General features: G+C 72.2%; 23 protein-coding genes and 1 riboswitch. Of the genes, 13 read left to right on the top strand and 10 right to left on the bottom strand.

Features of this window, described 5'->3' with window-relative positions; genetic code table 11:
• Positions 1-130: 130 nt before the first annotated feature.
• Positions 131-1,237: a polyprenyl synthetase family protein gene (locus tag ACR68M_RS26010; RefSeq protein ID WP_441246536.1), complete on the top strand. Its 1,107-nt coding sequence runs from the start codon at positions 131-133 to the stop codon at positions 1,235-1,237.
• A gap of 108 nt (positions 1,238-1,345) precedes the next feature.
• Here ACR68M_RS26010 and thiE read toward each other — a convergent pair whose 3' ends face one another.
• From thiE to ACR68M_RS25995, 3 genes are read right to left on the bottom strand one after another with little or no spacing between them, the layout of a single operon-like run.
• A complete protein-coding gene (gene thiE / locus ACR68M_RS26005; RefSeq protein ID WP_441246535.1) occupies positions 1,346-2,008 on the bottom strand; it encodes a thiamine phosphate synthase in 663 nt (220 codons plus the stop codon).
• Positions 2,008-2,370: an Rv2175c family DNA-binding protein gene (locus ACR68M_RS26000; protein WP_441246534.1), complete on the bottom strand. Its 363-nt coding sequence runs from the start codon at positions 2,368-2,370 to the stop codon at positions 2,008-2,010. Before ACR68M_RS26000 ends, thiE begins: the two co-directional genes overlap by 1 nt.
• 36 nt (positions 2,371-2,406) lie before the next feature.
• A complete protein-coding gene (locus ACR68M_RS25995; protein ID WP_441251720.1) occupies positions 2,407-3,528 on the bottom strand; it encodes an NAD(P)/FAD-dependent oxidoreductase in 1,122 nt (373 codons plus the stop codon).
• A 188-nt stretch (positions 3,529-3,716) separates the two neighbouring features.
• A riboswitch (TPP riboswitch) is annotated at positions 3,717-3,829 on the top strand.
• On the opposite strand from ACR68M_RS25995, the gene thiO reads away from it, so the two are divergent.
• From thiO to ACR68M_RS25955, 8 genes are all read left to right on the top strand, one after another.
• Positions 3,824-4,981, top strand: coding sequence for a glycine oxidase ThiO (thiO, locus tag ACR68M_RS25990; RefSeq protein WP_441246533.1), 1,158 nt, complete (start codon positions 3,824-3,826; stop codon positions 4,979-4,981). It overlaps the preceding riboswitch by 6 nt.
• Before the next feature lie 5 nt (positions 4,982-4,986).
• Complete coding sequence (gene thiS, locus ACR68M_RS25985) at positions 4,987-5,187, top strand: sulfur carrier protein ThiS (RefSeq protein WP_441251719.1); 201 nt, start codon at positions 4,987-4,989, stop codon at positions 5,185-5,187.
• Between the two features lie 4 nt (positions 5,188-5,191).
• The gene (locus ACR68M_RS25980; protein ID WP_441246532.1) at positions 5,192-5,989 is read left to right on the top strand and encodes a thiazole synthase; all 798 of its coding nucleotides are present in this window, start codon (positions 5,192-5,194) and stop codon (positions 5,987-5,989) included.
• A 143-nt stretch (positions 5,990-6,132) separates the two neighbouring features.
• Positions 6,133-6,774, top strand: a complete 642-nt coding sequence (locus ACR68M_RS25975; protein WP_441246531.1) for an RDD family protein — start codon at positions 6,133-6,135, stop codon at positions 6,772-6,774.
• 41 nt (positions 6,775-6,815) lie between these two features.
• Complete coding sequence (gene pknB, locus ACR68M_RS25970) at positions 6,816-8,540, top strand: Stk1 family PASTA domain-containing Ser/Thr kinase (protein ID WP_441246530.1); 1,725 nt, start codon at positions 6,816-6,818, stop codon at positions 8,538-8,540.
• Positions 8,541-8,675: 135 nt separating this feature from the next.
• Complete coding sequence (locus tag ACR68M_RS25965) at positions 8,676-9,836, top strand: WXG100 family type VII secretion target (protein ID WP_441246529.1); 1,161 nt, start codon at positions 8,676-8,678, stop codon at positions 9,834-9,836.
• Between the two features lie 16 nt (positions 9,837-9,852).
• Positions 9,853-10,119: a hypothetical protein gene (locus ACR68M_RS25960; protein ID WP_441246528.1), complete on the top strand. Its 267-nt coding sequence runs from the start codon at positions 9,853-9,855 to the stop codon at positions 10,117-10,119.
• Positions 10,116-10,700 carry a hypothetical protein gene (locus ACR68M_RS25955; RefSeq protein ID WP_441246527.1) on the top strand — a complete coding sequence of 195 codons (585 nt, stop codon included), beginning with the start codon at positions 10,116-10,118 and terminating at the stop codon, positions 10,698-10,700. Before ACR68M_RS25960 ends, ACR68M_RS25955 begins: the two co-directional genes overlap by 4 nt.
• Before the next feature lie 10 nt (positions 10,701-10,710).
• On the opposite strand, the gene ACR68M_RS25950 is transcribed toward ACR68M_RS25955, so the two are convergent.
• Positions 10,711-11,340 (bottom strand): sulfite oxidase-like oxidoreductase, encoded by a 630-nt coding sequence (locus ACR68M_RS25950; protein ID WP_441246526.1) that lies wholly within the window; start codon positions 11,338-11,340, stop codon positions 10,711-10,713.
• A 210-nt stretch (positions 11,341-11,550) separates the two neighbouring features.
• Here ACR68M_RS25950 and bfr point away from each other — a divergent pair, with 210 nt between their 5' ends.
• Entirely contained in the window at positions 11,551-12,030 is a 480-nt protein-coding gene (gene bfr / locus ACR68M_RS25945; protein ID WP_441251718.1) for a bacterioferritin, read from the top strand.
• Positions 12,031-12,045: 15 nt separating this feature from the next.
• On the opposite strand, the gene ACR68M_RS25940 is transcribed toward bfr, so the two are convergent.
• Positions 12,046-12,282 carry a (2Fe-2S)-binding protein gene (locus ACR68M_RS25940; RefSeq protein ID WP_441251717.1) on the bottom strand — a complete coding sequence of 79 codons (237 nt, stop codon included), beginning with the start codon at positions 12,280-12,282 and terminating at the stop codon, positions 12,046-12,048.
• A gap of 167 nt (positions 12,283-12,449) precedes the next feature.
• Complete coding sequence (locus ACR68M_RS25935; protein ID WP_441246525.1) at positions 12,450-13,799, bottom strand: class II 3-deoxy-7-phosphoheptulonate synthase; 1,350 nt, start codon at positions 13,797-13,799, stop codon at positions 12,450-12,452.
• Positions 13,800-14,101: 302 nt separating this feature from the next.
• Between ACR68M_RS25935 and ACR68M_RS25930 the strand changes: the two genes are divergently transcribed.
• Positions 14,102-16,033, top strand: coding sequence for an anthranilate synthase family protein (locus ACR68M_RS25930; RefSeq protein WP_441246524.1), 1,932 nt, complete (start codon positions 14,102-14,104; stop codon positions 16,031-16,033).
• A 17-nt stretch (positions 16,034-16,050) separates the two neighbouring features.
• Here ACR68M_RS25930 and ACR68M_RS25925 read toward each other — a convergent pair whose 3' ends face one another.
• From ACR68M_RS25925 to ACR68M_RS25915, 3 genes are read right to left on the bottom strand one after another with little or no spacing between them, the layout of a single operon-like run.
• Positions 16,051-16,698, bottom strand: coding sequence for a response regulator (locus ACR68M_RS25925; RefSeq protein ID WP_441246523.1), 648 nt, complete (start codon positions 16,696-16,698; stop codon positions 16,051-16,053).
• Complete coding sequence (gene macS, locus ACR68M_RS25920; protein WP_441246522.1) at positions 16,698-17,846, bottom strand: MacS family sensor histidine kinase; 1,149 nt, start codon at positions 17,844-17,846, stop codon at positions 16,698-16,700. The genes ACR68M_RS25925 and macS overlap by 1 nt, the downstream gene beginning before the upstream one ends.
• Positions 17,847-17,853: 7 nt before the next feature.
• A complete protein-coding gene (locus ACR68M_RS25915) occupies positions 17,854-18,669 on the bottom strand; it encodes a lysophospholipid acyltransferase family protein (RefSeq protein WP_441251716.1) in 816 nt (271 codons plus the stop codon).
• Positions 18,670-18,858: 189 nt separating this feature from the next.
• Between ACR68M_RS25915 and ACR68M_RS25910 the strand changes: the two genes are divergently transcribed.
• A complete protein-coding gene (locus tag ACR68M_RS25910; protein WP_441246521.1) occupies positions 18,859-19,644 on the top strand; it encodes an alpha/beta hydrolase in 786 nt (261 codons plus the stop codon).
• 30 nt (positions 19,645-19,674) lie between these two features.
• Positions 19,675-20,250, top strand: coding sequence for a hypothetical protein (locus ACR68M_RS25905; RefSeq protein WP_441246520.1), 576 nt, complete (start codon positions 19,675-19,677; stop codon positions 20,248-20,250).
• A 26-nt stretch (positions 20,251-20,276) separates the two neighbouring features.
• Here ACR68M_RS25905 and ACR68M_RS25900 read toward each other — a convergent pair whose 3' ends face one another.
• Positions 20,277-21,416 (bottom strand): low temperature requirement protein A, encoded by a 1,140-nt coding sequence (locus tag ACR68M_RS25900; RefSeq protein ID WP_441246519.1) that lies wholly within the window; start codon positions 21,414-21,416, stop codon positions 20,277-20,279.
• Positions 21,417-21,448: the final 32 nt, after the last annotated feature.

The following is a 21,448-nucleotide window of genomic DNA, read 5'->3' as shown; positions in this document are numbered from 1 at the left end:
CGAACGCGTCGGCAATCCGTGTCCATCTTGTGAGACTCCGTGTCACGCCCGGGGGGATCGGCTCGGTACGGCGGTTGACGCGCGCCCCGTTACGCTGACTTGTCACCCCAGCGATCCGGAGCCTTCTCTCGTGCCCTCGTCCACCAGCCGCCCGGCCAGCCCCATCGACGTGGAGGCCGTGCGCGAGCGCGTCAACGCGGCGCTCGCGGAGTTCATGGACGGCCAGACCGTCCTGCTCTCCAAGGTCTCCCCCCAACTGGCGCCCGCCACCGACGCGCTGCGGGAGTTCCTGCTCGACGGCGGCAAGCGGCTGCGGCCCGCGTTCTGCTACTGGGGCTGGCGCGGCGCGGGCGGCGACGCCCGCACCGAGGGCATCGCCCAGGCGGCGGCCGCCCTTGAACTGCTCCAGGCCAGCGCCCTGGTGCACGACGACCTGATGGACCGAAGCGACACCCGGCGCGGCCTGCCCTCCGTGCACCGCCGCTTCGAGGCCCTGCACCGGGAGAGCGGCTGGCGCGGCGACCGGGAGCAGTACGGCGCCTCGGCGGCGCTGCTGCTCGGTGACCTGCTGCTGATCTGGTGCGACGAGCTCTTCAACCGCTGCGGGCTGCCCGCCGAGCGGGTGCTCGCGGCGAAGCCCGCCTTCGACCTGATGCGGACGGAGGTCATGGTCGGCCAGTACCTCGACGTCCTGGAGCCCGTCGCCGGGGATTCGGCCGACGCGGGTGCGCTGGAGCGGGCGCAGACCGTGCTGCACTACAAGTCCGCGAAGTACACCATCGAGCGCCCGCTCCAGGTCGGCGCCCTGCTGGCCGGCGCCGGGCCCGAACTCGTCGACGCCTACTCGGCGTTCGGCCTGCCGCTCGGCGAGGCCTTCCAGCTCCGCGACGACCTGCTCGGCGTCTTCGGCGACCCCGCCGTCACCGGCAAGCCCGCCGGGGACGACCTCCGGGAGGGCAAGCGCACCCTGCTGGTCGCCCACGCGATGCTGGGCCTCGCCCCCACCGACGCCCGCCACCTCGACTCCCGCCTCGGCGCCGCAGACCTCACGTCCGAGGAGATCCCGGTACTGCGGTCCCTGATCGAGCGCAGCGGCGCCGCCGACGCGGTGGAGCAGCGGATAGACGTCCTGATGCAGCAGTCGATGGCCGCCCTCGACGCCGCCCCCCTCGCCGACGGCCCCGCCCGCTCGGTCCTGCTGGCCCTCGCCGAGGCAGCAACCGTACGGAAGTACTAGGCAACGCACCAGCCATGCACCCTCAGGGGCGCGGGGAACTGCGCGCGCAACCGTGCAGCGCCGTCACTCCCGTTTCGCGCAGTTCCCCGCGCCCCTGAGGTGGCTTCCCTAGGCTGCTGCGCGCACCCTGCGGGCGAGCTCGGCCGCCGCTGCGCCCGGGTCGGATGCCGCCGTGATGGCGCGGACGACGACGACTCGGCGGGCGCCGGCTGCGAGGACCTCGTCCAGGTTGGTGAGGTCGATGCCGCCGATGGCGAACCAGGGGCGGTCGGTGACGGCCGCCGCCGCGTAGGAGACCAGGCCGAGCCCGGGGGCGTAGCGGCCGGGCTTGGTGGGGGTGGGCCAGACCGGGCCGGTGCAGAAGTAGTCGACGCCGGGTTCGGCGATCGCCGCGTCGACCTCGGCCTCGGCGTGGCAGGAGCGGCCGATGACGACGGAGTCGCCGAGGATGGCGCGGGCTGCGGGCACCGGGATGTCGTCCTGGCCCAGGTGCAGCACCTGGGGGCGGGCGGCGTGGGCGACGTCGGCGCGGTCGTTGACCGAGAAGAGCTTGCCGTGCCGACGGGCGGCGTCGGCGAGGATCTCCAGGTACTCCAGCTCCTGCTTGGCCTCCAGGCCCTTGTCCCGGAGCTGGACGATGTCGACGCCACCGGCGTAGACGGCGTCCAGGAACTCGGGCAGGTCGCCCTGCTCACGGCGGGCGTCGGTGCACAGGTAGAGCCTGGCGTCGGCCAGCTGCCCGCGGCCGTCGACCGTCTGACCCGTGGCCATCAGATCAGCTCCGCCTGGGCGCGGCGCTTCACCTCGGTGCCACGGTTCTCGACCAGTGCCTGGATCGGGCTGCCGGGCAGCGACGGCTGCTCGGTGAAGAGCCACTCCAGGATCTCCAGGTCGGTGAACTTGCAGTCGCGCAGCAGCGTCAGGGTGGCCACCAGGTGCTTCACCAGGCCGGTGTCCTCGATGAACGCGGCCGGCACCTGGAGGGAATTGTTCGGGCCACGCCGGACGGCGATCAGCTGGCCGGACCGCACCATGTCCCGGACGTCGGTGACGGGGACACCCCAGCGCTCACAGATGTCGGGCAGGTAGGTCCACGCCGGGACAAGGGATTCAATCTTCTCGATCTCGCTCACAGGCACCAGCCTGCCACAGGCGCCGCCCCTCGACGCTCACGCGGCCGCGGCCTTGAGCTGGACACCGGGGTCGGCGGCGAGCGCGCGGTCGAGGACGGCGCCGCGTTCGATCAGCTTCCGGCCCTGGTTGAGGTCACGCGGCCGGTCGACGGTGAGCAGCCCGACGAGCCGCCCCTCGGTGAGCCAGAGCACCGTCCAGGCCGCGTCCTCGTCCCCGCCCCGGTGGACGACCTCGTCGGCCCCGGCGTGCCGGCCCGCGTACTGGACCATCCGCCCGAACTGCTCGGACCAGAAGTACGGCACCGGGTCGTACGGGTCCGGGGCGCCGAGCAGCGAGGCCGCCGCGACCCGGCCGGACTGGAGGGCGTGGTCCCAGTGCTGGACGGTGAGCCGCAGCCCGGCCCGCGCGGAGGGGTAGGAGACGCAGTCACCGGCGGCCCAGACGCCGGGTGCGGAGGTCCGCAGCCGCTCGTCCACCACCACCGCGCCCCGGGCGTCGAGTTCGACGCCGCTGCCCGCGAGCCAGCCGGTCGCGGGCCGGGCGCCGATGCCGACCACCACCTCGTCCGCAGGCACCCGGGAGCCGTCGGAGAGCAGCAGCGCACCCGTCTCGACGGCGGCGACGGCCGCGCCGCAGCGCAGTTCGGCCCCGGCCTCGGCGTACCAACCGGCCATCCGCAGGCCGATCTCGCTGGGCAGCGCCCCGGCGAGCGGCACCGGCCCGGCCTCGACGACCGTCACCTCGCAGCCGAGCTGTCGGGCGACGGTCGCCGTCTCGGCGCCGATCCAGCCCGCGCCGACCAGCGCGATCCGCGCGCCGGGCACCAGCCGGGCCCGCAGCGCGAGCGCGTCGTCGACCGTCCGCAGCACGTGGCCGCCGTCGGCCCCCGGCAGCGGCACCGCCTCGGCGCCGGTGGCGATCACCAGGGAGTCGTACGGAAGTTCACCGGCATCGGTGTGCAGCACCCCGGGCTCCAGCCCCGTCGCCCGGCGGCCGGGGAGCAGCTCGACGCCCAGCTGCGCCCAGTCCACGTCCAGGGTGGTCGCGTCGCGCTTGCCGAGCAGCACGTCCTTGGAGAGCGGCGGCCGGTCGTACGGCGCATGCGGCTCCTCCCCGACCAGCGTGATCCGACCCCGCCAGCCCCCCTGTCGCAGCATCAGCGCACACTGCGCCCCCGCCAGCCCCGCCCCGGCAACGACCACCCGCTCCGCTTCAGTCACGGCGACACCTTAGGGGGTTGGGCATCCAGGCTCGCCATGCACCGCCTAAAGGGGCGCGGGTTGCGTTCGCTGTCCACGCCTCGTACGCCGCTTCGGGGCGGAACGGCTCGGCGTTAAGGTGGGTACACCTTCATCACGGGAGCCCGGCGGACCGGGCTGAGAGGCGGGCTGAGACGGCCTGCGACCGTCCGAACCTGATCCGGGTCATACCGGCGAAGGGAGAATCCTGACTGTGGCACGCACTTCGACAGCGGCCGACGTCCTCGTGATCGGGGGCGGCATCATCGGCCTGGGCGTCGCCTGGCGGGCGGCGCAGCGCGGCCTCGGCGTCACCGTGGTCGACCCGGCGCCCGGCGGCGGGGCCGCTCAGGTCGCGGCGGGGATGCTGGCCCCGGTGACCGAGCTCCAGTACGGCGAGGAGCCGTTGCTGCGCCTGGGCGTGGCCTCCAACGAGCGGTACGCGGCCTTCGCCGCCGAGCTCACCGAGCTGACGGGCCTGGACACCGGCTACCGGCAGACCGGCACACTCGCCGTGGCGCTGGACTCCGACGACCGGGAGGAGCTGCGCGAGCTGCACGCCTTCCACCAGCGGCTCGGGCTGGCCTCGCACTGGCTGACCGGCCGGGAGGCCCGGAAGCTGGAGCCGATGCTCGCGCCGGGTGTCCGCGGCGGGCTGCACGTGACGGACGACCACCAGGTGGACGGGCGCCGGCTGGCCACCGCGCTGCTCGCCGCCTGCACGGCCGCCGGGGTGGAGCTGCGCCGCACCGAGGCCGTCGAGCTGCTGGTCACCGACGGCCGGGCGAGCGGTGTACGGCTCGCGGACGGCGACGAACTGGGCGCCGGGCAGCTGGTGCTCGCCGGAGGCTGCCGCAGCCACCTGCTGCCGGGCCTGCCGGAGGGGGTGCTGCCGCCGATCCGCCCGGTGAAGGGGCAGGTGCTGCGGCTGCGCATCCCGCCCGCGTACGGCCCGTTCCTCTCCCGCAACGTCCGCGCGGTGGTGCGCGGGCAGCACATCTACCTGGTGCCGCGTGCCGACGGCGAGCTGGTGATCGGCGCGACCAGCGAGGAGCAGGGCTTCGACACCACCGTCACGGCCGGGGGTGTGTACGAGCTGCTGCGCGACGCCCACGAGCTCGTCCCGGGCCTGACGGAGCTGCCGTTGGTGGAGACCGGCGCGGGCCTGCGGCCCGGCTCGCCGGACAACGCCCCGGTGCTCGGCCCGACCACGCTGCCGGGCCTGCTGGCGGCGACCGGCCACTACCGCAACGGGGTGCTGCTGACCCCGGTGACGGCCGATCTGATCGCCGAGCAGCTCGCCACCGGCCGTACGCCCGATCTCGCTCTCCCCTTCTCCCCCGACCGCTTCAGCCCGAAGGCCGCCGCATGAACGCCATCACCCTCACCGTCAACGGCGAGCCCCGCGAGGTGGCATCCGCCACCACGCTCGCGGAGGTGGTCGCCGCCCTGAGCAAGGCCAACACCGGTGTCGCGGCCGCCCTCAACGAGACCGTGGTGCCGCGCAGTTCGTGGCCGCTCACGCAGCTCAGCGCGGGCGACCGGGTCGAGATCCTCACCGCCGTCCAGGGAGGCTGACACCATGGCCGACGACCTTCTCACCATCGCCGGTACGACCTTCGGATCCCGGCTGATCATGGGCACCGGCGGCGCGCCGAGCCTGGAGATCCTGGAGCAGGCGCTGCGGGTCTCCGGCACCGAGCTGACCACCGTCGCGATGCGGCGGGTGAACACCGCGACCCAGGGCTCCGTGCTGGAGGTGCTCGCCCGCAACGGCATCCGGGTGCTCCCCAACACCGCCGGGTGCTTCACCGCCGGGGAGGCCGTGCTCACCGCGCGGCTGGCCCGCGAGGCGCTCGGCACCGACTGGGTGAAGCTGGAGGTCATCGCGGACGAGCGGACGCTGCTGCCCGATCCGATCGAGCTGCTGGACGCCGCCGAGACGCTGGTGGACGACGGCTTCACCGTGCTCCCCTACACCAACGACGACCCGGTGCTGGCCCGGAAGCTGGAGGACGTCGGCTGTGCGGCGATCATGCCGCTGGGCTCGCCGATCGGCTCCGGCCTGGGCATCCGCAACCCGCACAACTTCCAGCTGATCGTGGAGGGCGCGGGCGTCCCGGTGATCCTGGACGCGGGCGCGGGCACCGCCTCCGACGTCGCGCTGGCGATGGAGCTCGGCTGCTCCGCCGTGATGCTGGCCTCCGCGGTGACGCGGGCCCAGGACCCGGTGCTGATGGCCGACGCCATGCGGCACGCGGCCGAGGCCGGCCGGCTGGCCTTCCGGGCCGGGCGCATCCCCCGCCGCTTCCACGCCGAGGCCTCCTCCGCGATGGCCGGCCGGGCCGACCTCGACCACCGGGAGCGGCCCGCGTTCTGACGACCCGAGGTGAGTGGCGGTCAGCGGCGCGGATACCCTGAGCCGGTCCGCACCGCCGTCACCGCACCGCCGTCACCGCACCGCCGTCACCGCACCGCCGTCACCTCCTGGGGGAGAGCGTGTATCCCGAACAAGCAGCCGTCGTGCCTGTGCCCGTGCCGGTGGCCGCGGTCGGCCGCCGCAGCCTGGCGTGGCTGGTCGACTTCGCGCTGGTGGTCGGGATCGCCTCGCTGCTGGCGATCGTCACCTTCCACCGGATAGGCGCGCTCGTCACCGACGTCCCGGGCCTGGCGGCGAAGGGCGGCTGGGGCCTGCTCACCTCACGCGGCGACTACCTGCACACCGGTGAGGGCATCGGCATCGCGCTCTGGCACTCGAGCGTGCTGGACGTCCAGGAGGCCTTCGGCGCACTGGTGGTCTGCACCTTCGCGTACCAGTACTTCTCGATCGCGTTCGGGGGCCGCACTCTCGGCAAGCTGCTCCTCGGGCTGCGGGTGTCCGGCCCCGGCACCTCCCTGCCCGGCAGGGGCCGGGTGGCGCTGCGGGCGGCCGTCACGACCCTCGCCGACGTCGCACTCTTCTCGGTGGCCTGCTGCGCGCTGGTCGGCGGCTCCTTCGTCGCCGCCATGCTCGTCTGGGTCCTCGCGGTGGTGGTCTTCTGGGCCAACGCCCTGCCCGCCGTCATCGGCGGCCGCCGCTCCCTCGCCGACCGGGCGGGCGCCACCACCGTCGCCCGGATCGCCCTCGCCCTCCCCGACTGGAACAAGGCCCGCCAACTCGTGTAGGGACCGGCGCCGCGCGCCACCGCCCCTCGTACACTCTCCGGGTGGACACGACGCTGGACGACCCCCTGATCGGTACCCTGCTGGACGGCCGGTACCGGATCGAGCAGCGCATCGCCGCGGGCGGCATGGCGACCGTCTACCGGGGCACCGACACCCGGCTCGACCGGGTGCTCGCGCTGAAGGTGATGCACCCCTCGCTCGCGGGCGACCGCGACTTCACCGACCGTTTCATCCGCGAGGCGAAAGCCGTCGCCCGCCTCGCGCACCCGAACGTGGTGAACGTCTTCGACCAGGGCGCCGACAACGGGCACGTCTTCCTGGCGATGGAGTACGTCCCCGGCCGCACCCTGCGCGACCTGCTCCGGGACAGGGGCGCGCTGAGCATCCGCGCGGCGCTGGACATCCTGGAGCCCGTCCTCGCGGCGCTCGGCGCCGCCCACCGCGCGGGGCTGGTGCACCGCGACGTCAAGCCCGAGAACGTGCTGATCACCGACGGCGGCCTGGTGAAGGTCGCCGACTTCGGGCTGGTCCGGCTGCTCACCGGCTCGGACGGCACCGCGACCTCCACCAGCACGGCGGGCACCGTGCTCGGCACCGTCTCGTACCTGGCGCCGGAGCAGATCCGGCAGGACGCGCCGACCGACCAGCGGGTGGACGTCTACGCGGCGGGCATCCTGCTGTACGAGCTGCTCACCGGCGCCAAGCCGCACACCGGCGACAACCCGATGCAGGTGATCTACCGGCACCTGAACGAGGACGTGCCGCCGCCCTCGGCGGCCACCCCGACGGTCGGGCCCGAGCTGGATGCGATAGTCGCCGCGGCCACCGCCCGTGACCCGCAGGCCCGCCCGTACGACGCGGTCGAGCTGCTCGCCGCCCTCCAGCGGGCCCGCCGCGAGCTGACGCCCGCCCAGCTGGACGCCGAGCCCCCCGCCTCCTCCCGCACCACCCCGCAGTACCCGACCGGCGAGGCGACCTCGGTGCTGCACCTGGAGCGGACGAGCGTCCAGCAGGTGCCGGAGGGACTGCTCGCCCGCCCCCGCCCGTTCGACGAGCCGCTGCCCGTCCGGAAGCCCCGGCGGCCGCGCTCGCGGCGGCCGCTGGTCTGGGGCGCGGTGCTGGCCGTCCTGCTGGGCCTGTTCGGCGGGACGACGTACTTCCTCTCGGGGGCGCTCTACACGACGATGCCGAGCGTGCTCGGGCAGTCCCAGGCGCAGGCCGTCACGACGCTGGACGGCGCCGGGCTGCAGGGCGTGTTCGGGCAGCAGTTCAGCGAGACGGTGCCGGACGGCCAGGTGCTGGCGACCGACCCCGAGGTGGGCGCGCAGGTGCGCAAGAGCGACCCCGTGAAGGTGACGCTCTCCAAGGGCCCCGAGCGCATCGCCGTGCCCGAGCTCGACGGGCTCCCGCTCGACCAGGCCCGGCAGACCCTGTCGGACCACCGGCTGACGGCCGGCGCGGTCACCGGGGAGTACGACGACGAGGTCGCCGCGGGCTCGGTGGTCTCGGCCTCCCCGGCCGCCGGAAAGCCCCTGCCGGTCGGCTCGCCGGTCGCACTCGTCGTCAGCAAGGGCATGACGCCGGTGCCGAGCGTGCTCGGGATGAGCAAGGACGACGCGGAGAAGACCCTCACCGACGCCGGATTCCAGCTCCAGACCAGCGGCATCAATCTCTTCGGCACCGGAAAGGCGACCGGGCAGAACCCGACGGCTGGTCAGCCCCGGCCGCAGGGCTCGACGGTGACCGTCAACTTCAGCCTTTTCTAGCCACACCGACTGTCCGCTAATGTGATCGGCGCACCTGCCCAGCAGGTCAGTCGTATTCGGTCACAGAAACGGGGAGAACGGGTGTCCGGATTTCGCACGCCGCCACAGGAAGATTTCCACTCCTACGCAAATCTGGTGAGCCAGCAGGGCAGCCACCTCTCGCAGCTCGCCCAGTGGAGCGGAAACCAGTGCGCCAACACCGACGGCTTTGACGGGCTGCTGCTGCTCCCCCTGAAGGCCATCGCGCCCTCCGTCGCCCACTTCTTCGCCGACAAGATCAACCAGTGCCAGCGCGGCATGGTCCTGGTCAACGAGAAGATCCAGCGCACCAGCGCCGACTACACCCAGGTCGACCAGCAGCACGCCGTCGACCTGATCAGCATCTACCCGGCCGGCTCGCTGCCGCTCCCCGACATCAGCTCGATCCCGGGCGGCTCCGCCGTCGGCAACTTCACCGACGAGCCGGTCGAGCTCAAGGAGCCGACCAGCGCCGAGGACGACACGACGAAGGCGATCAAGCACGCGCTCTGGGCCACCAGCGGCAAGGGCGAAATCAAGGCCGCCGAGAAGATGTTCAAGTTCTGCACCGGCCAGAGCCTGATAGGCCTGATGTTCGACCCGCTGATCGGCGAGTTCGGGCGGCTGCGCTATCTCAGCGACGCCTACGAGGAATTGGGCGACGGAATCTACACCGTCGCGGGCACCCTCCGGAAGGGCTCCTGGAAGCTCGGCAGCGAATGGCAGGGCCAGACGGCGCAGGCCTTCGACGAGTACCTGTTCCGTTGGAGCATGGGCCTCGGCGGGGTCGGCGACGCCGCCAAGTCGGCCGCCAAGATCTACAAGGACGCGTACACCGCCATCACCGTCCTGGTGGCCGCCGCGCTCCGCGAGATCGACAAGCTGATCCGGGAGGAGATCGAGCAGCTCGCCAAGCAGGCCGCCGAGATGCTCGCCGGGGACGCCGCGATCGAGGCCGTCGGCCTCGGCCCGGAGGACCCGCTGGCGGACGTGGGCGCGGGTATCTACACCGCCTACAAGATGTACAAGATCTACAAGATCGTTCAGAAGATCGTCAACGGGATCGCCACCATCGTGAAGATCTACGAGGAGATCCAGAAGGCGGTCGACGGCATCCACAAGGGCATCCAGGCGATCATGGATGCGATCAACTCGCCGATGCCGACGCTCGGCAGCCTCGTCAACGACGTCGAGCAGCGCGGCTTCGAGTTCGAGAAGAGCGGCGGTTGGTCCTCGACCATGGGCGCGGCCCGCATCGGTATGATCCCGGCAGCCTGAGAACTCGGAGCGAGACATGTCCTACTACAGCTACGACGGCCTCCAGACCGACGAGCGCCCCGACGAGGAGTCGGAGGAGCGCGCGGCCAAGCTGGACCAGCTCGGCGAGGAGTACCTCAGCGGCCAGACCGACCGGCAGAAGGAGATCGCCGGTCGGATCTACGAGCAGCTCAAGGCCGGGTCCGACATCGACGACCTCAAGCCGCTGATCGCGGACCTGAGCCGGACGGCGACCGACGACGCCCGGCGCCGCAAGGCCGACCGCGAGGGTGGCCACCGGTGATCCAGTCGCTGACGGAGTTCGCCGTCTCCATCGACTACGGCCGCAACCACACCACCTACCTGATCGGCGTCGACGGCACGCAGGTCGCGAAGCTGCACAAGGACGTGGCCCACAACGGGCGTTCGCCGTACCAGGCGTTCAGCGGGCCGCAGCTCGACCGGTTCGAGGGCTGGGTCAACCACTTCCAGGCCATGACGCCGGACCGCCGGATCATCGGGACGATCGACCACAGGAACCGGTCGTTCCGGCCCGCCGAGTGGCGCTTCGAGCAGGCGGGCCTGGCCCCGTTGTCCGGCGAGCCGGCCGGTCTCGCCAACAAGGCGCGACGCACCCTGCCGGTCCTCGACTGGGGCGTGGTGGACGCCGCCCTGACCTTCAAGATGCGCTACCGCTCGGCGGAGTCGGAGGGCTTCGAGTTCACCCGCCACGCGGGGATCCGGGCCACCTACACAGTGAAGATCCACGACCCCCGGCTGGACCGGCTGCTGGTGCTGGCGGCGTTGGTGTACTTCAACTCCAACGACACCTCCGACCCGCGCGCGGACATCGCCGGCCTGACCGCCAACCCCTTCAAGGACTGACGCTCGGCGGCTACCGCAACGGCCCGTCGCCGGGCTCCTCCTGGTAGGAGTACCGCTGCTCCGTCCAGGGGTCGGCCCGGTTGTGGTAGCCGCGCTCCTCCCAGAAGCCGCGCCGGTCGGCGCGCATGTACTCGACCGCGCGGACCCACTTCGGGCCCTTCCAGGCGTAGCGCCCGGGGACGACCAGCCGGACGGGGAAGCCGTGCTCGACGGTGAGCGGCTCGCCGTTGTGGTGGGTGGCGAAGACCGTCCCGGCGGCGGCGAAGTCGGCGAGGCTGAGGTTCGAGCTGTAGCCGTACTCGGCCCAGACCATCACGTGCGAGACCTGCTCGGCGGGCGGCACCAGCTCCAGCAGCGTCGCGGCGGCGACCCCACTCCACTCGTTGTCGAGCATCGAGAAGCGCGTCACACAGTGGAAGTCGGACCGGACGGTGACGGTCGGCAGCTCGTGGAAGCCCTCGAAGTCCCAGCTGTGCTTCTCGGCCGAGGCGGTGGCCCCGAACACCTGGAGGTCCCAGGTCAGCGGCTTGAAGCGGGGCACCGGACCGTAGTGCAGCACCGGCCAGCCGCGCTGCAGGCGCTGGCCCGGGGGGAGTCTCGGGTCAGACTGCTGGAGCTGTGCTTGTTCGGACTGACCCATGGCTCCATGGTGACAGACGGCGGACGAACCGCCGCGCGCGCCCCTTGCTCGCGCCCCCTGCTCAAGTAGGCGACTCAAGTAGGCGACAAATCGGATATTCCGACACATGTTCCACTAAGTGTGAACTTACTGGAATTTCCACCATCGGAAGTGCCACCATGCGCTCAGCCGTGGTCCCGCGTGTGACGCATGAAGCAGGAAGGCACCGCCATGAAGGGCGACTCCGAGGTCATCGAATTCCTCAACGAACAGCTCACCGCCGAGCTGACCGCGATCAACCAGTACTTCCTGCACGCCAAGATGCAGGAGAACTTCGGCTGGACGAAGCTCGCGAAGTACACCCGGCACGAGTCCTTCGACGAGATGAAGCACGCCGAGCTGCTCACCGACCGGATCCTCTTCCTGGACGGCCTGCCGAACTACCAGCGGCTGTTCCACGTCCGGATCGGCCAGACCGTCAAGGAGATGTTCGAGGCGGACCGCCAGGTCGAGGTCGAGGCCATCGACCGGCTGCGGCGCGGCATCGTGGTGATGCGGGCGAAGGACGACGTGACCTCGGCCAACATCTTCGAGTCGATCCTGGCCGACGAGGAGCACCACATCGACTACCTCGACACCCAGCTGGAGCTGCTGGAGAAGCTCGGCGAGGCGCTCTACATCGCCCAGCTGATCGAGCAGCCTGAGTCCTGACCCGGCCTCACCGGCTCAGGCGGCGATCACGTTGGTCTCCGGCTCGGCCAGGCCGAGCCTGGCCGCGAGCCTCGCTGTCGGGCACGGGCGGGCACCGTGCTCCCCCAGCAGCGCCTGGATGCGTCGCACGCACGAGCCGCAGTCCGTGCCGGCCTTGCAGCCCTTGGCTATCCCGCGCGGGGTGTCGGCACCCGCGTCGATCTGCTGCTTGACCTGGGCCTCGGTGACCGCATGGCACATGCACACGTACATCGCGGAGTCTCCCAGGGTCGTGGTCACCGTCGTGGTCACCGAGCCAAGGCTTGCCTTAGCTCGCTAAGCCTTACCTTACCCAACCCGCCGGGCACGAAGAAGCCCCTCCGGCCTCGGGAATCCCGAGATCGGAGGGGCCTTCGTCACACTGGGCGGACGCCCGGGGGTCAGTGACCCCGGTACATCTCCGCCACCAGGAACGCCAGGTCGAGCGACTGGCTGCGGTTGAGCCGCGGGTCGCAGGCGGTCTCGTAGCGCTGGTGCAGGTCGTCGACCAGCACCTCGTCGCCGCCGCCGACGCACTCGGTGACGTCGTCGCCGGTGAGCTCCACGTGGATGCCGCCCGGGTGGGTGCCGAGCGAGCGGTGCACCTCGAAGAAGCCCTTGACCTCGTCGAGCACGTCGTCGAAGCGGCGGGTCTTGTGGCCGCTGGAGGCCTCGAAGGTGTTGCCGTGCATCGGGTCGCAGATCCACACCGGCTGCGCGCCCGAGGCGGTGACCTTCTCCACCAGGGTGGGCAGGTGGTCGCGGACCTTGCCCGCACCCATCCGGGTGATGAAGGTGAGCCGACCGGGCTCGCGCTCCGGGTCGAGCCGCTCGATCAGGGTGAGCGCCTCCTCGACCGTGGTGGTCGGGCCGAGCTTCACACCGATCGGGTTGCGGATCTTCGACGCGAACTCGATGTGCGCGCCGTCCAGCTGACGGGTGCGCTCGCCGATCCAGACCATGTGGCCGGAGACGTCGTAGAGGTCGCCCGTCCGCGAGTCGACGCGGGTCAGCGCCGTCTCGTAGTCGAGTACCAGCGCCTCGTGCGAGGAGAAGAACTCGACCGTCCGGAACTCCTCGGGGGTGACCCCGCAGGCGTTCATGAAGGCCAGCGCCTGGTCGATCTCCCGGGCCAGCTGCTCGTACCGCTGGCCGGACGGCGAGTTGCGCACGAAGTCCTGGTTCCAGGCGTGCACCTGGCGCAGGTCGGCGTAGCCGCCGGTGGTGAAGGCCCGGACGAGGTTGAGCGTCGCGGCGGAGGCGTTGTACATCCGCTTCAGGCGCTCCGGGTCCGGGATGCGGGACTCGGGGGTGAAGTCGAAGCCGTTCACCGAATCGCCCCGGTACACGGGGAGAGTGACGCCGTCACGCGTCTCGGTGGACTTCGAACGGGGCTTGGAGTACTGCCCGGCGATCCGGCCGACCTTGACCACCGGCACGGAGGCGGCGTACGTGAGCACGGCCGCCATCTGCAGCAGGGTCTTCAGCTTGTTGCGGATCTGCTCGGCGGAGACGCCGTCGAAGGCCTCGGCGCAGTCACCGCCCTGCAGCAGGAATGCCTCACCGCGTGCGACGGCACCGAGCCGGGCACGCAGCTGGTCACACTCGCCGGCGAAGACGAGCGGCGGATAGGAGGCGAGGTCCGCAAGGGACTTGCGCAGCGCCTCTTGATCCGGCCATTCAGGCTGCTGCGCCGCGGGCAGGGACTGCCAGGAGTGGGCAGTCCTCGTTGTCTCTGGTGTCACGGTCACAGGCCCAAGGCTACGGGGTGTGACAGCCGAATCGTGCCCACTGCCCGATGGGTGAGACATCCTACGGACAAACGGGTGACGAGCCCCACACCACCCATCGATCGGTTAGTCTCTTGCCCATGAACGCGCCATACACCTCATCCTGGTGGTGGACCATCCCCGGGGTGGCCCACTGATCGCGCGTTCCTGAAACTCTCGCGACGGCCGCCCTACGGGGCGGCCGTCGGCGTTTCCACAGCAGACGGCCCTCCCGGACGAGCGGTGCAAGACTCCCGCCCAGTCAGCCCGGAAGGAAGTCCACCGTGACCAACCCCGCCGCTCTGCTCGCCCGCCTCACCGCCCCCGGCGCCCCGGCGTTCGCCCTGCTGCACCGCCGCACCCCACGCCTGGCCCCGGGCACCGTCGAGGTGCTGATCGGCACCGTCGGCAGCTACGAGACACTGGCCGAACTGCCCGTCCGGCCCGGAGTCCCAGCCGAGGGGCCCCGGCACGACCTGCTCGCCCTCGTCCCGTACCGGCAGATCCGCGAACGCGGCTTCGAGGCCCATGACGACGGCACCCCGCTCCAGGCCCTGGCCGTCGAGGAGCAGCACGCCCTCCCGATCGTCGAGCTGCTGGCCGCCCTGCCCGAGCTGCCGGTCTCGCTCACCGGCGGCGCCTTCGATATCGACGACGTGCAGTACGCCGACATCGTGCGCCGCGTCATCCGGGACGAGATCGGGCGCGGGGAGGGCGCGAACTTCGTCATCCGCCGCGACTTCCGGGCCCGGCTGGACGACTACAGCCCCGAGTTGGCCCTCACCCTGTTCCGTCGGCTGCTGGAGCAGGAGCGCGGCGCGTACTGGACTTTCCTGGTGTCCACCGGCGAGCGCATCCTGGTCGGCGCCTCGCCGGAGGTGCACGTGCGGCAGTCCGGCGGCACCGTCGTGATGAACCCGATCTCCGGCACCTACCGCTACCCGGCTGCCGGGGCGGGCATCGACTCCCTCCTCGACTTCCTGCGCGACCCCAAGGAGCTGGAGGAGCTCACCATGGTGGTCGACGAGGAACTGAAGATGATGTGCACCGTCGGCGACCTCGGCGGCCAGGTCCTCGGCCCGCGCCTGAAGGAGATGTCCCACCTCGCCCACACCGAGTACGAGTTGCGCGGCCGCACCTCGCTCGACGTCCGCGACGTCCTGCGGGAGACGATGTTCGCCGCGACCGTCACCGGCAGCCCGGTGCAGAACGCCACCCGGGTGATCAAGCGGTACGAACCCACCGGTCGCGGCTACTACTCCGGCGCCCTCGCGCTGATCGGCCGCTCCGCCAGCGGCGGGCAGCTGCTCGACTCCCCCATCTGCATCCGCACCGTCGACATCGACCCCGCCGACGGCACGCTCGTCGTCCGGGCCGGCGCCACCCTCGTCCGCCACTCCGACCCCGACTCCGAGGTCGCCGAGACGCACGCCAAGGCCGCCGGGGTGCTCACCGCGATCGGCGCGCTGCCCGCCCGCCCCACGCCCGGCGGCCGCCGCCAGGGCCCCAAGCTCGGCGAGGACCACCGCGTGCAGGCCGCCCTCGACTCACGTCGGGCCGACCTCGCGCCGTTCTGGCTCCGGATGCAGCAGCCCGCCCCCGCCGCCACCCAGGAGACGCTGGTCGTCGACGGCGAGGACACCTTCACCTCGATGCTCGCCCACCTGCTCACCTCGATCGGCCACCGCGTCCGCGTGCTGCGCTTCGACACCCCGGGGCTGCGCGAACTCGCCGCCGCCCACCAGGGCCAGCTGGTGCTCGGCCCCGGCCCCGGCGACCCGGCCGACCTCACCGACCCGAAGATGGCGCTGCTGCGGCCGATCGTCTCCGACGCCCTCACCGCCGCGCGGACCGGCACCCGCAAGGCCCCGCTGCTCGCCGTCTGCCTCAGCCACCAGCTGCTCTCGGCCGAGTTGGGCCTGCCGCTGGCCCGCAAGGCCGTCCCCTATCAGGGCGCACAGGAGTCCGTCGACCTGTTCGGCACCCGCCGCACGGTCGGCTTCTACAACACCTTCACCGCCCGCACCACCCCCGCCGACACCACCCGCCTCGGCCTCCAGCGCGTCGAGATCGCCGCCGACCCCGCCACCGGGGACGTCCACGCCCTGCGCGGCCCCGGCTTCGCCTCGCTCCAGTTCCACCCGGAGTCCGTGCTGACCCGCGAGGGTGTCGACATCGTCGCCGACCTGCTGAAGCTGCCCGTGCCGGTGCGGTAGGCCCGGGACCCCGGGAGCTACTCGAGGCCCTGCTCGATCGCGTAGCGGACCAGCTCGACCCGGTTGTGGAGCTGGAGCTTGCCGAGGGTGTTCTGCACGTGGTTCTGCACCGTCCGGTGCGAGAGCACCAGGCGCTCGGCGATCTGACGGTAGGACAGGCCCTTGGCCACCAGCCGCAGGACCTCCGTCTCACGGGCCGTCAGCTGCGGAGCGGCGGTGGCCGCGGGCGGCTCGGCGGCGAGGCGGCGGAACTCGCCGAGGACGAGCCCGGCCAGGCCGGGGGTGAAGACCGGATCACCCTCGGCCGTCCGCCGGACGGCGTCCAGCAGCTCCTCCCGCCCGGCGGACTTCACCAGGTAGCCGGTCGCGCCGGACTTCACGGCCTCCAGCACGTCCGCGTGCTCGCCGCTGGCGGAGAGCACCAGGACCCGTACGGCGGGGTCCTGCGCCACCACCTGGCGGCACACCTCGACGCCGGGCAGCCTGGGCAGGTTGAGGTCCAGCACCAGCACCTCCGGGCGCACCGCCCGTGCCCGCCGGACGGCCTCCTCGCCGTCGCCCGCGGTGGCGACCACGTCGAGGCCCGCCTCGGTGAGGTCACGGGTGACGGCCTCCCGCCACATCGGGTGGTCGTCGACCACCATCACCCTGATCTGCCGGTCCATCAGTCCCCCTCACCGGGTGCCGGTCTCGGCACCCGCAGTTCCACCTCGACGCCCTCGCCGGGCACGCAGTGCAGCTCGGCGGTGCCGCCCAAGTCCCGCAGCCGCCCCCGGATCGACTGCGCGACCCCGAGCCGCCCGGCCTGCTCGGCCTCGCCGAGGCGCCCGGCGGCGAAGCCGGGGCCGTCGTCGCGGATGCCGACGGTGACGGCCTCCGGCTCGTCCTCGACCAGTATCCAGGCCTGCGCCTGCTCGCCCGCGTGCTGCCGCACGTTGTCCAGCGCGGCTCCGACGGCCGCTGCCAGCTCGGCGGCGGCCAGGGCCGGGAGCAGCACCGGCGTGCCGGGGGCGGAGAGCGTGACGCGTTCGGCGGCGTACGGGGCGAGCAGCTCGCGGACGTCCCGGGTCTCCCCCTGCGCCGGGAGGGGGCGGCCGTGCATCAGCTCGCGCAGGGCGCGCTCGTGCTCACCGGCGAGAGCGGCCAGGCCGGGGCCCTGCTCGCCCCGGTGGACGAGGGCGAGCAGTTGGAGCACGCCGTCGTGGATGTCCCGGGAGAGGCGTTCGCGTTCGCGGGTGGCGGCCTCGACCTGGAGGGCCCGGGTGAGCGCGGTCTCGCTCGCGCGGGCGAGCTCGATCACGTACCCGATGGCGCAGCCCGCGACGGCGAGCAGCACGATGTTGTGGACGTTGTCGGGCGAGATGCCGCCGTGCCCGCCGAAGTTGGCGGCGCCGAGGACGACGGCGGCGAAGGCGGCGGGCCGCCAGCCGCCCTTGGCCGCGAAGCCGAGCACGCTGCCGGCCGCCCAGATGGTGGGCAGGGTGAGCGCTCCGGCGTGCACCCGGGCGGGCGTGTCGATGATGCCGCTCATCACCACGCCGGTGACGCTGAGCGCCAGATCGGTGGCGAGGACGTACCAGGTGCAGCGCCGGGGCCCGGCGAAGGCGCGGGTGCTGGCGAGCGTCCAGACGGTGAGGGCGCCGAGGTAGATCCAGCCGGAGACCGGGTGGCGGTACTCCAGGTAGGCGTTGAAGTAGCGGGCCAGGGCGTAGGCGAGGGCCAGCACCCGGAAGGAGGAGATGGCGCGCCAGAGCGGCATCTCGACGGACAGGCCGCCGGCCATGAGTGAGCCGCCGGCTCTCGGTCCTTCCATCGCCCGGCTACTGGTCCTTCTGGTCCGCCTGCTCGGCGGCCGCCCGCTCGGCCGCTGCCTTCTCGGCCTCCTGCTGGGCGGCCTTCTCGGCCTTGAGCGCCTTCTGCTCGGCCTGCTTCTCGGCCTTGCGCTCGGCGTCGGTGCGCTTCTTGTCGTCGGCGATCTGCCGCTTGGCGGCGGTCGCGTAGATGTCGACGTACTCCTGGCCGGAGAGCCGCATGATCTCGTACATCACCTCGTCGGTGACGGACCGGAGGATGAAGCGGTCGTTCTCCATGCCCTGGTAGCGGGAGAAGTCGAGCGGTCGGCCGATCCGGATGCCGGGGCGGACGCCGAAGTTCGGCATGACCTGGCCGGGCGGCTGGACCTTCTCGGTGTCGATCATCGCGACGGGGATGACGGGCGCGCCGGTCTGCAGCGCGACGCGGGCCAGACCGCCGACCTTGCCCCGGTAGAGCTTGCCGTCGGGCGAGCGGGTGCCCTCGGGGTAGACCCCGAACAGCTCGCCCCGGTCGATCACCGCGACGGCGCTGCGGATCGCCGCCTCGCCCGCGCCCCGGGCGCCGGAGCGGTCCACCGGCAGCTGGCCGACGCCCTTGAAGAAGGCGGCAGTGAGCTTGCCCTTCAGGCCGGGCGTGTTGAAGTACTCGGCCTTCGCGATGAACGTGACCCGGCGCTTCATCAGCGCGGGCAGGAAGAAGGAGTCCGAGAAGGAGAGATGGTTGCTGGCGAGGATGGCCGGCCCCTCGTCGGGGATGTTCTCCTCACCCTCCATCCACGGCCGGAAGAAGATCCGCAGCAGCGGTGCGACGATCATCTTCATCAGTCGGTAGAACAACCGTGGCCTCCTGTTGTGCGGACCGGTCGATCCTAATGCTTGCCGAGGGTGCGGCGTGCACCGGCGGGGCGGTCAGGGCCTTACGGGAGCGCGGTCAGGGCTGTACGACAGGAGCGGCCCGTGGGACGATTCGGCTCCGACGACCCCCGTCACCTTTCGTGAAGGAGCCCGCAGATGCCGCTGCTGCCCGGTGCCGAACCGTTCCACCACAGCGGCGGTCCGGTCGGCGTGCTGCTCGTGCACGGCTTCACCGGCTCGCCGCAGTCGATGCGCCCCTGGGCGGACGAGCTGGCCGCTGCCGGGTACACCGTCTCCCTACCCCTTCTGCCGGGCCACGGCACCCGCTGGCAGGACATGCAGGCGACGCGTTGGGAGGACTGGTACGCCGAGGCGGACCGCGCCTTCGCCGAGCTGGCCGAGAAGTGCGAGCAGGTCTTCGTCTGCGCGCTCTCGATGGGCGGCTCGCTGGCGCTGCGGCTCGCGGCGCAGCACGGCGAGGCGATCTCCGGCGTGGTGCTCGTCAACCCGTCCGTCCGCTCGGACAACCCCGCAAGTGTGCTGTTGCCGGTGCTGCGGCACCTGGTGCCGAGCCTGCCGGGGGTGGCCAACGACATCGCCCTGGAGGGGTCGACCGAGGTCGGCTACGACCGGGTGCCGCTGCACGCCGCCTGGTCACTGGGGCAGCTGTGGCGCACCGTCCAGGCCGAGCTGCCCGCCGTGCGCCAGCCGGTGCTGCTGCTGCACAGCCCGCAGGACCACGTGGTCTCCCCGGCCAACTCGGAACTGGTGCTGGCCCGGATATCCTCGACCGATGTGACCGAGCTGCTCCTTGAGCGCAGCTACCACGTGGCAACGCTGGACCACGACGCCGAGCTGATCTTCGGGGCGAGCCTCGACTTCATCCGGCGGCTTGTTCCGACGGCCGCCGAAGATGCGAGTGCCGAGAACCACCAGGGCTGAAGGGCCGGGCGTGCGCGAGAGGCAGTACCCATGAGCGGGGCGACAAGCGGCGACGAGGACCTGCCCTCGGACGGCGGTGCGAAGAACGGCAGCAGCGCGAAGGACGAGCCCGAGGCTCCCGTCCACCGCCCGTCGCCGGGCAGCCAGGCCGAGCAGGACGCGATCTTCGCGGCCCTGGTCGCCCAGTTCGACGACCCGGTGGACCTCAACAACCCCGAGTGGCCGGAGATCGAGAACCTCAGGGCCCGGACGGAGCGCCCGGAGCCCGGCGACCACGCCGACCTCGCACCCCAGCCCCGGCCGCGCCCTGCCACCCCCGGCCCGCGCGACTACGAGCCCGCCGAGGACGCGGACGAGGGCCACTTCGTGCCGCCCGAGCCGCCCCCGCTGCCGCCCGCCGACACCACCGCCAAGTTCGCCTGGCTCGCCGTGCTCGGCGGCCCGGCCCTACTGCTCTTCGACGCCCTCTTCTGGCGCGAGGTCTCGGGCTGGCCCGCCTGGGTCGGCGTCTCCGCCTTCCTCGGCGGCTTCGTCACCCTGGTCGTCCGGATGAAGGACCACGACGAGGACGAGCCCCCGGACCCGCACGGCGGCGCCGTCGTCTGACCCCGGGGGCGCGGCCCGGCCCGGGGCTACCTGTGCAGCTTCGAGAGCTTGGCGAGCAGGAACACCAGCCCGGCCGCCACCGCGACGGCGCCCCACGCGGGCAGCCCGAGGCAGGCCGGCAGCAGCGCCGCGGGCACGAGCACCAGGCACGGCCCGTACCACCGCGCCACCACCCGGGCCCCGTCGCCGTACCGCAGCGAGATCGCCGCGTTGGCGGTGTAGAACGCCAGGACCCCGCCGCAGAGCGCCCAGCAGGCACCGGGCGGCAGGTGATGGTCGGGTTCGGCGACGGCGGTGCCGAGGGCGGCGGCGATCACCGTGATGCCGGAGACCAGCACGAACGGCAGGTACATCACGGTGTCCCGGATGGCGCCCGTCGCACCGGCGCCGATCGACCGCTCCAGCCCGCGAGCCGCATTGGCGGTGCCCCAGGTGAAGAAGATCATGGCCAGCTCGGCGACCACCACGAAGCCGAGCACGGCCGCCGCGCCGGAGGCCCCGGTGAAGTGGTCCGCCAGCGTCACCACGATGGTGAAGACGCTCTCCCCGAGCACGATCACCACGAACAGGCCGATCCGCTCCACCAGGTGTTCGACGATCAGCTCGTCGTAGAAGCCCCTGGTCAGGCCGGTACGGATGGCGAGCAGCACGATCTCCAGCGCGATCGCCAGCCCCCACAGCACGAACCGGGCGGGGCTCGGCACCGCCGCCGAGAGCGTCCAGAGCGCGGCGGGCACCAGGCAGTAGAGCACCGGCCGCCAGAGCGGCAGCGGGTGGTCGGCCCGCCGGGCCCGGCCCCACCAGATCAGGAAGAAGACCAGCCGCACCCAGGCGGCGCCGAGCGCGTACGCCCAGGCCCTGCTGCCCAGCCCCTCGGGCGCGGCGGCGGCCATCAGCCCGAGGGCGGGCATCGCGCCGAACAGCATCGCCTGCGTCCGGGGGTTGGCCGAGCCGAAGACGTTGACGGTGACCATCAGGTTCGCCCAGGCCCACCAGGCGGGGAAGAACAGCACCAGGAAGGTGCCGAACGCACCGGGGCCCGGGTCGCCGTGCAGGCCCTGCGCCAACACGCTGACGGTGACCACGAAGACCAGGTCGAGGAAGAGCTCGAACCAGCCCGCCCGGTGGTCCTCGGCTGCCTCGGTCCCCTCTGCGGTGTCACTCACCCCGCCACTGTGCGGCCCACCGGCCCACCGCC

Origin of the sequence: Kitasatospora sp. McL0602 (assembly GCF_052076145.1) — a bacterium.
Taxonomy (GTDB): Bacteria; Actinomycetota; Actinomycetes; order Streptomycetales; family Streptomycetaceae; genus Kitasatospora.
This window is presented reverse-complemented; position numbering and strand designations above follow the sequence as displayed.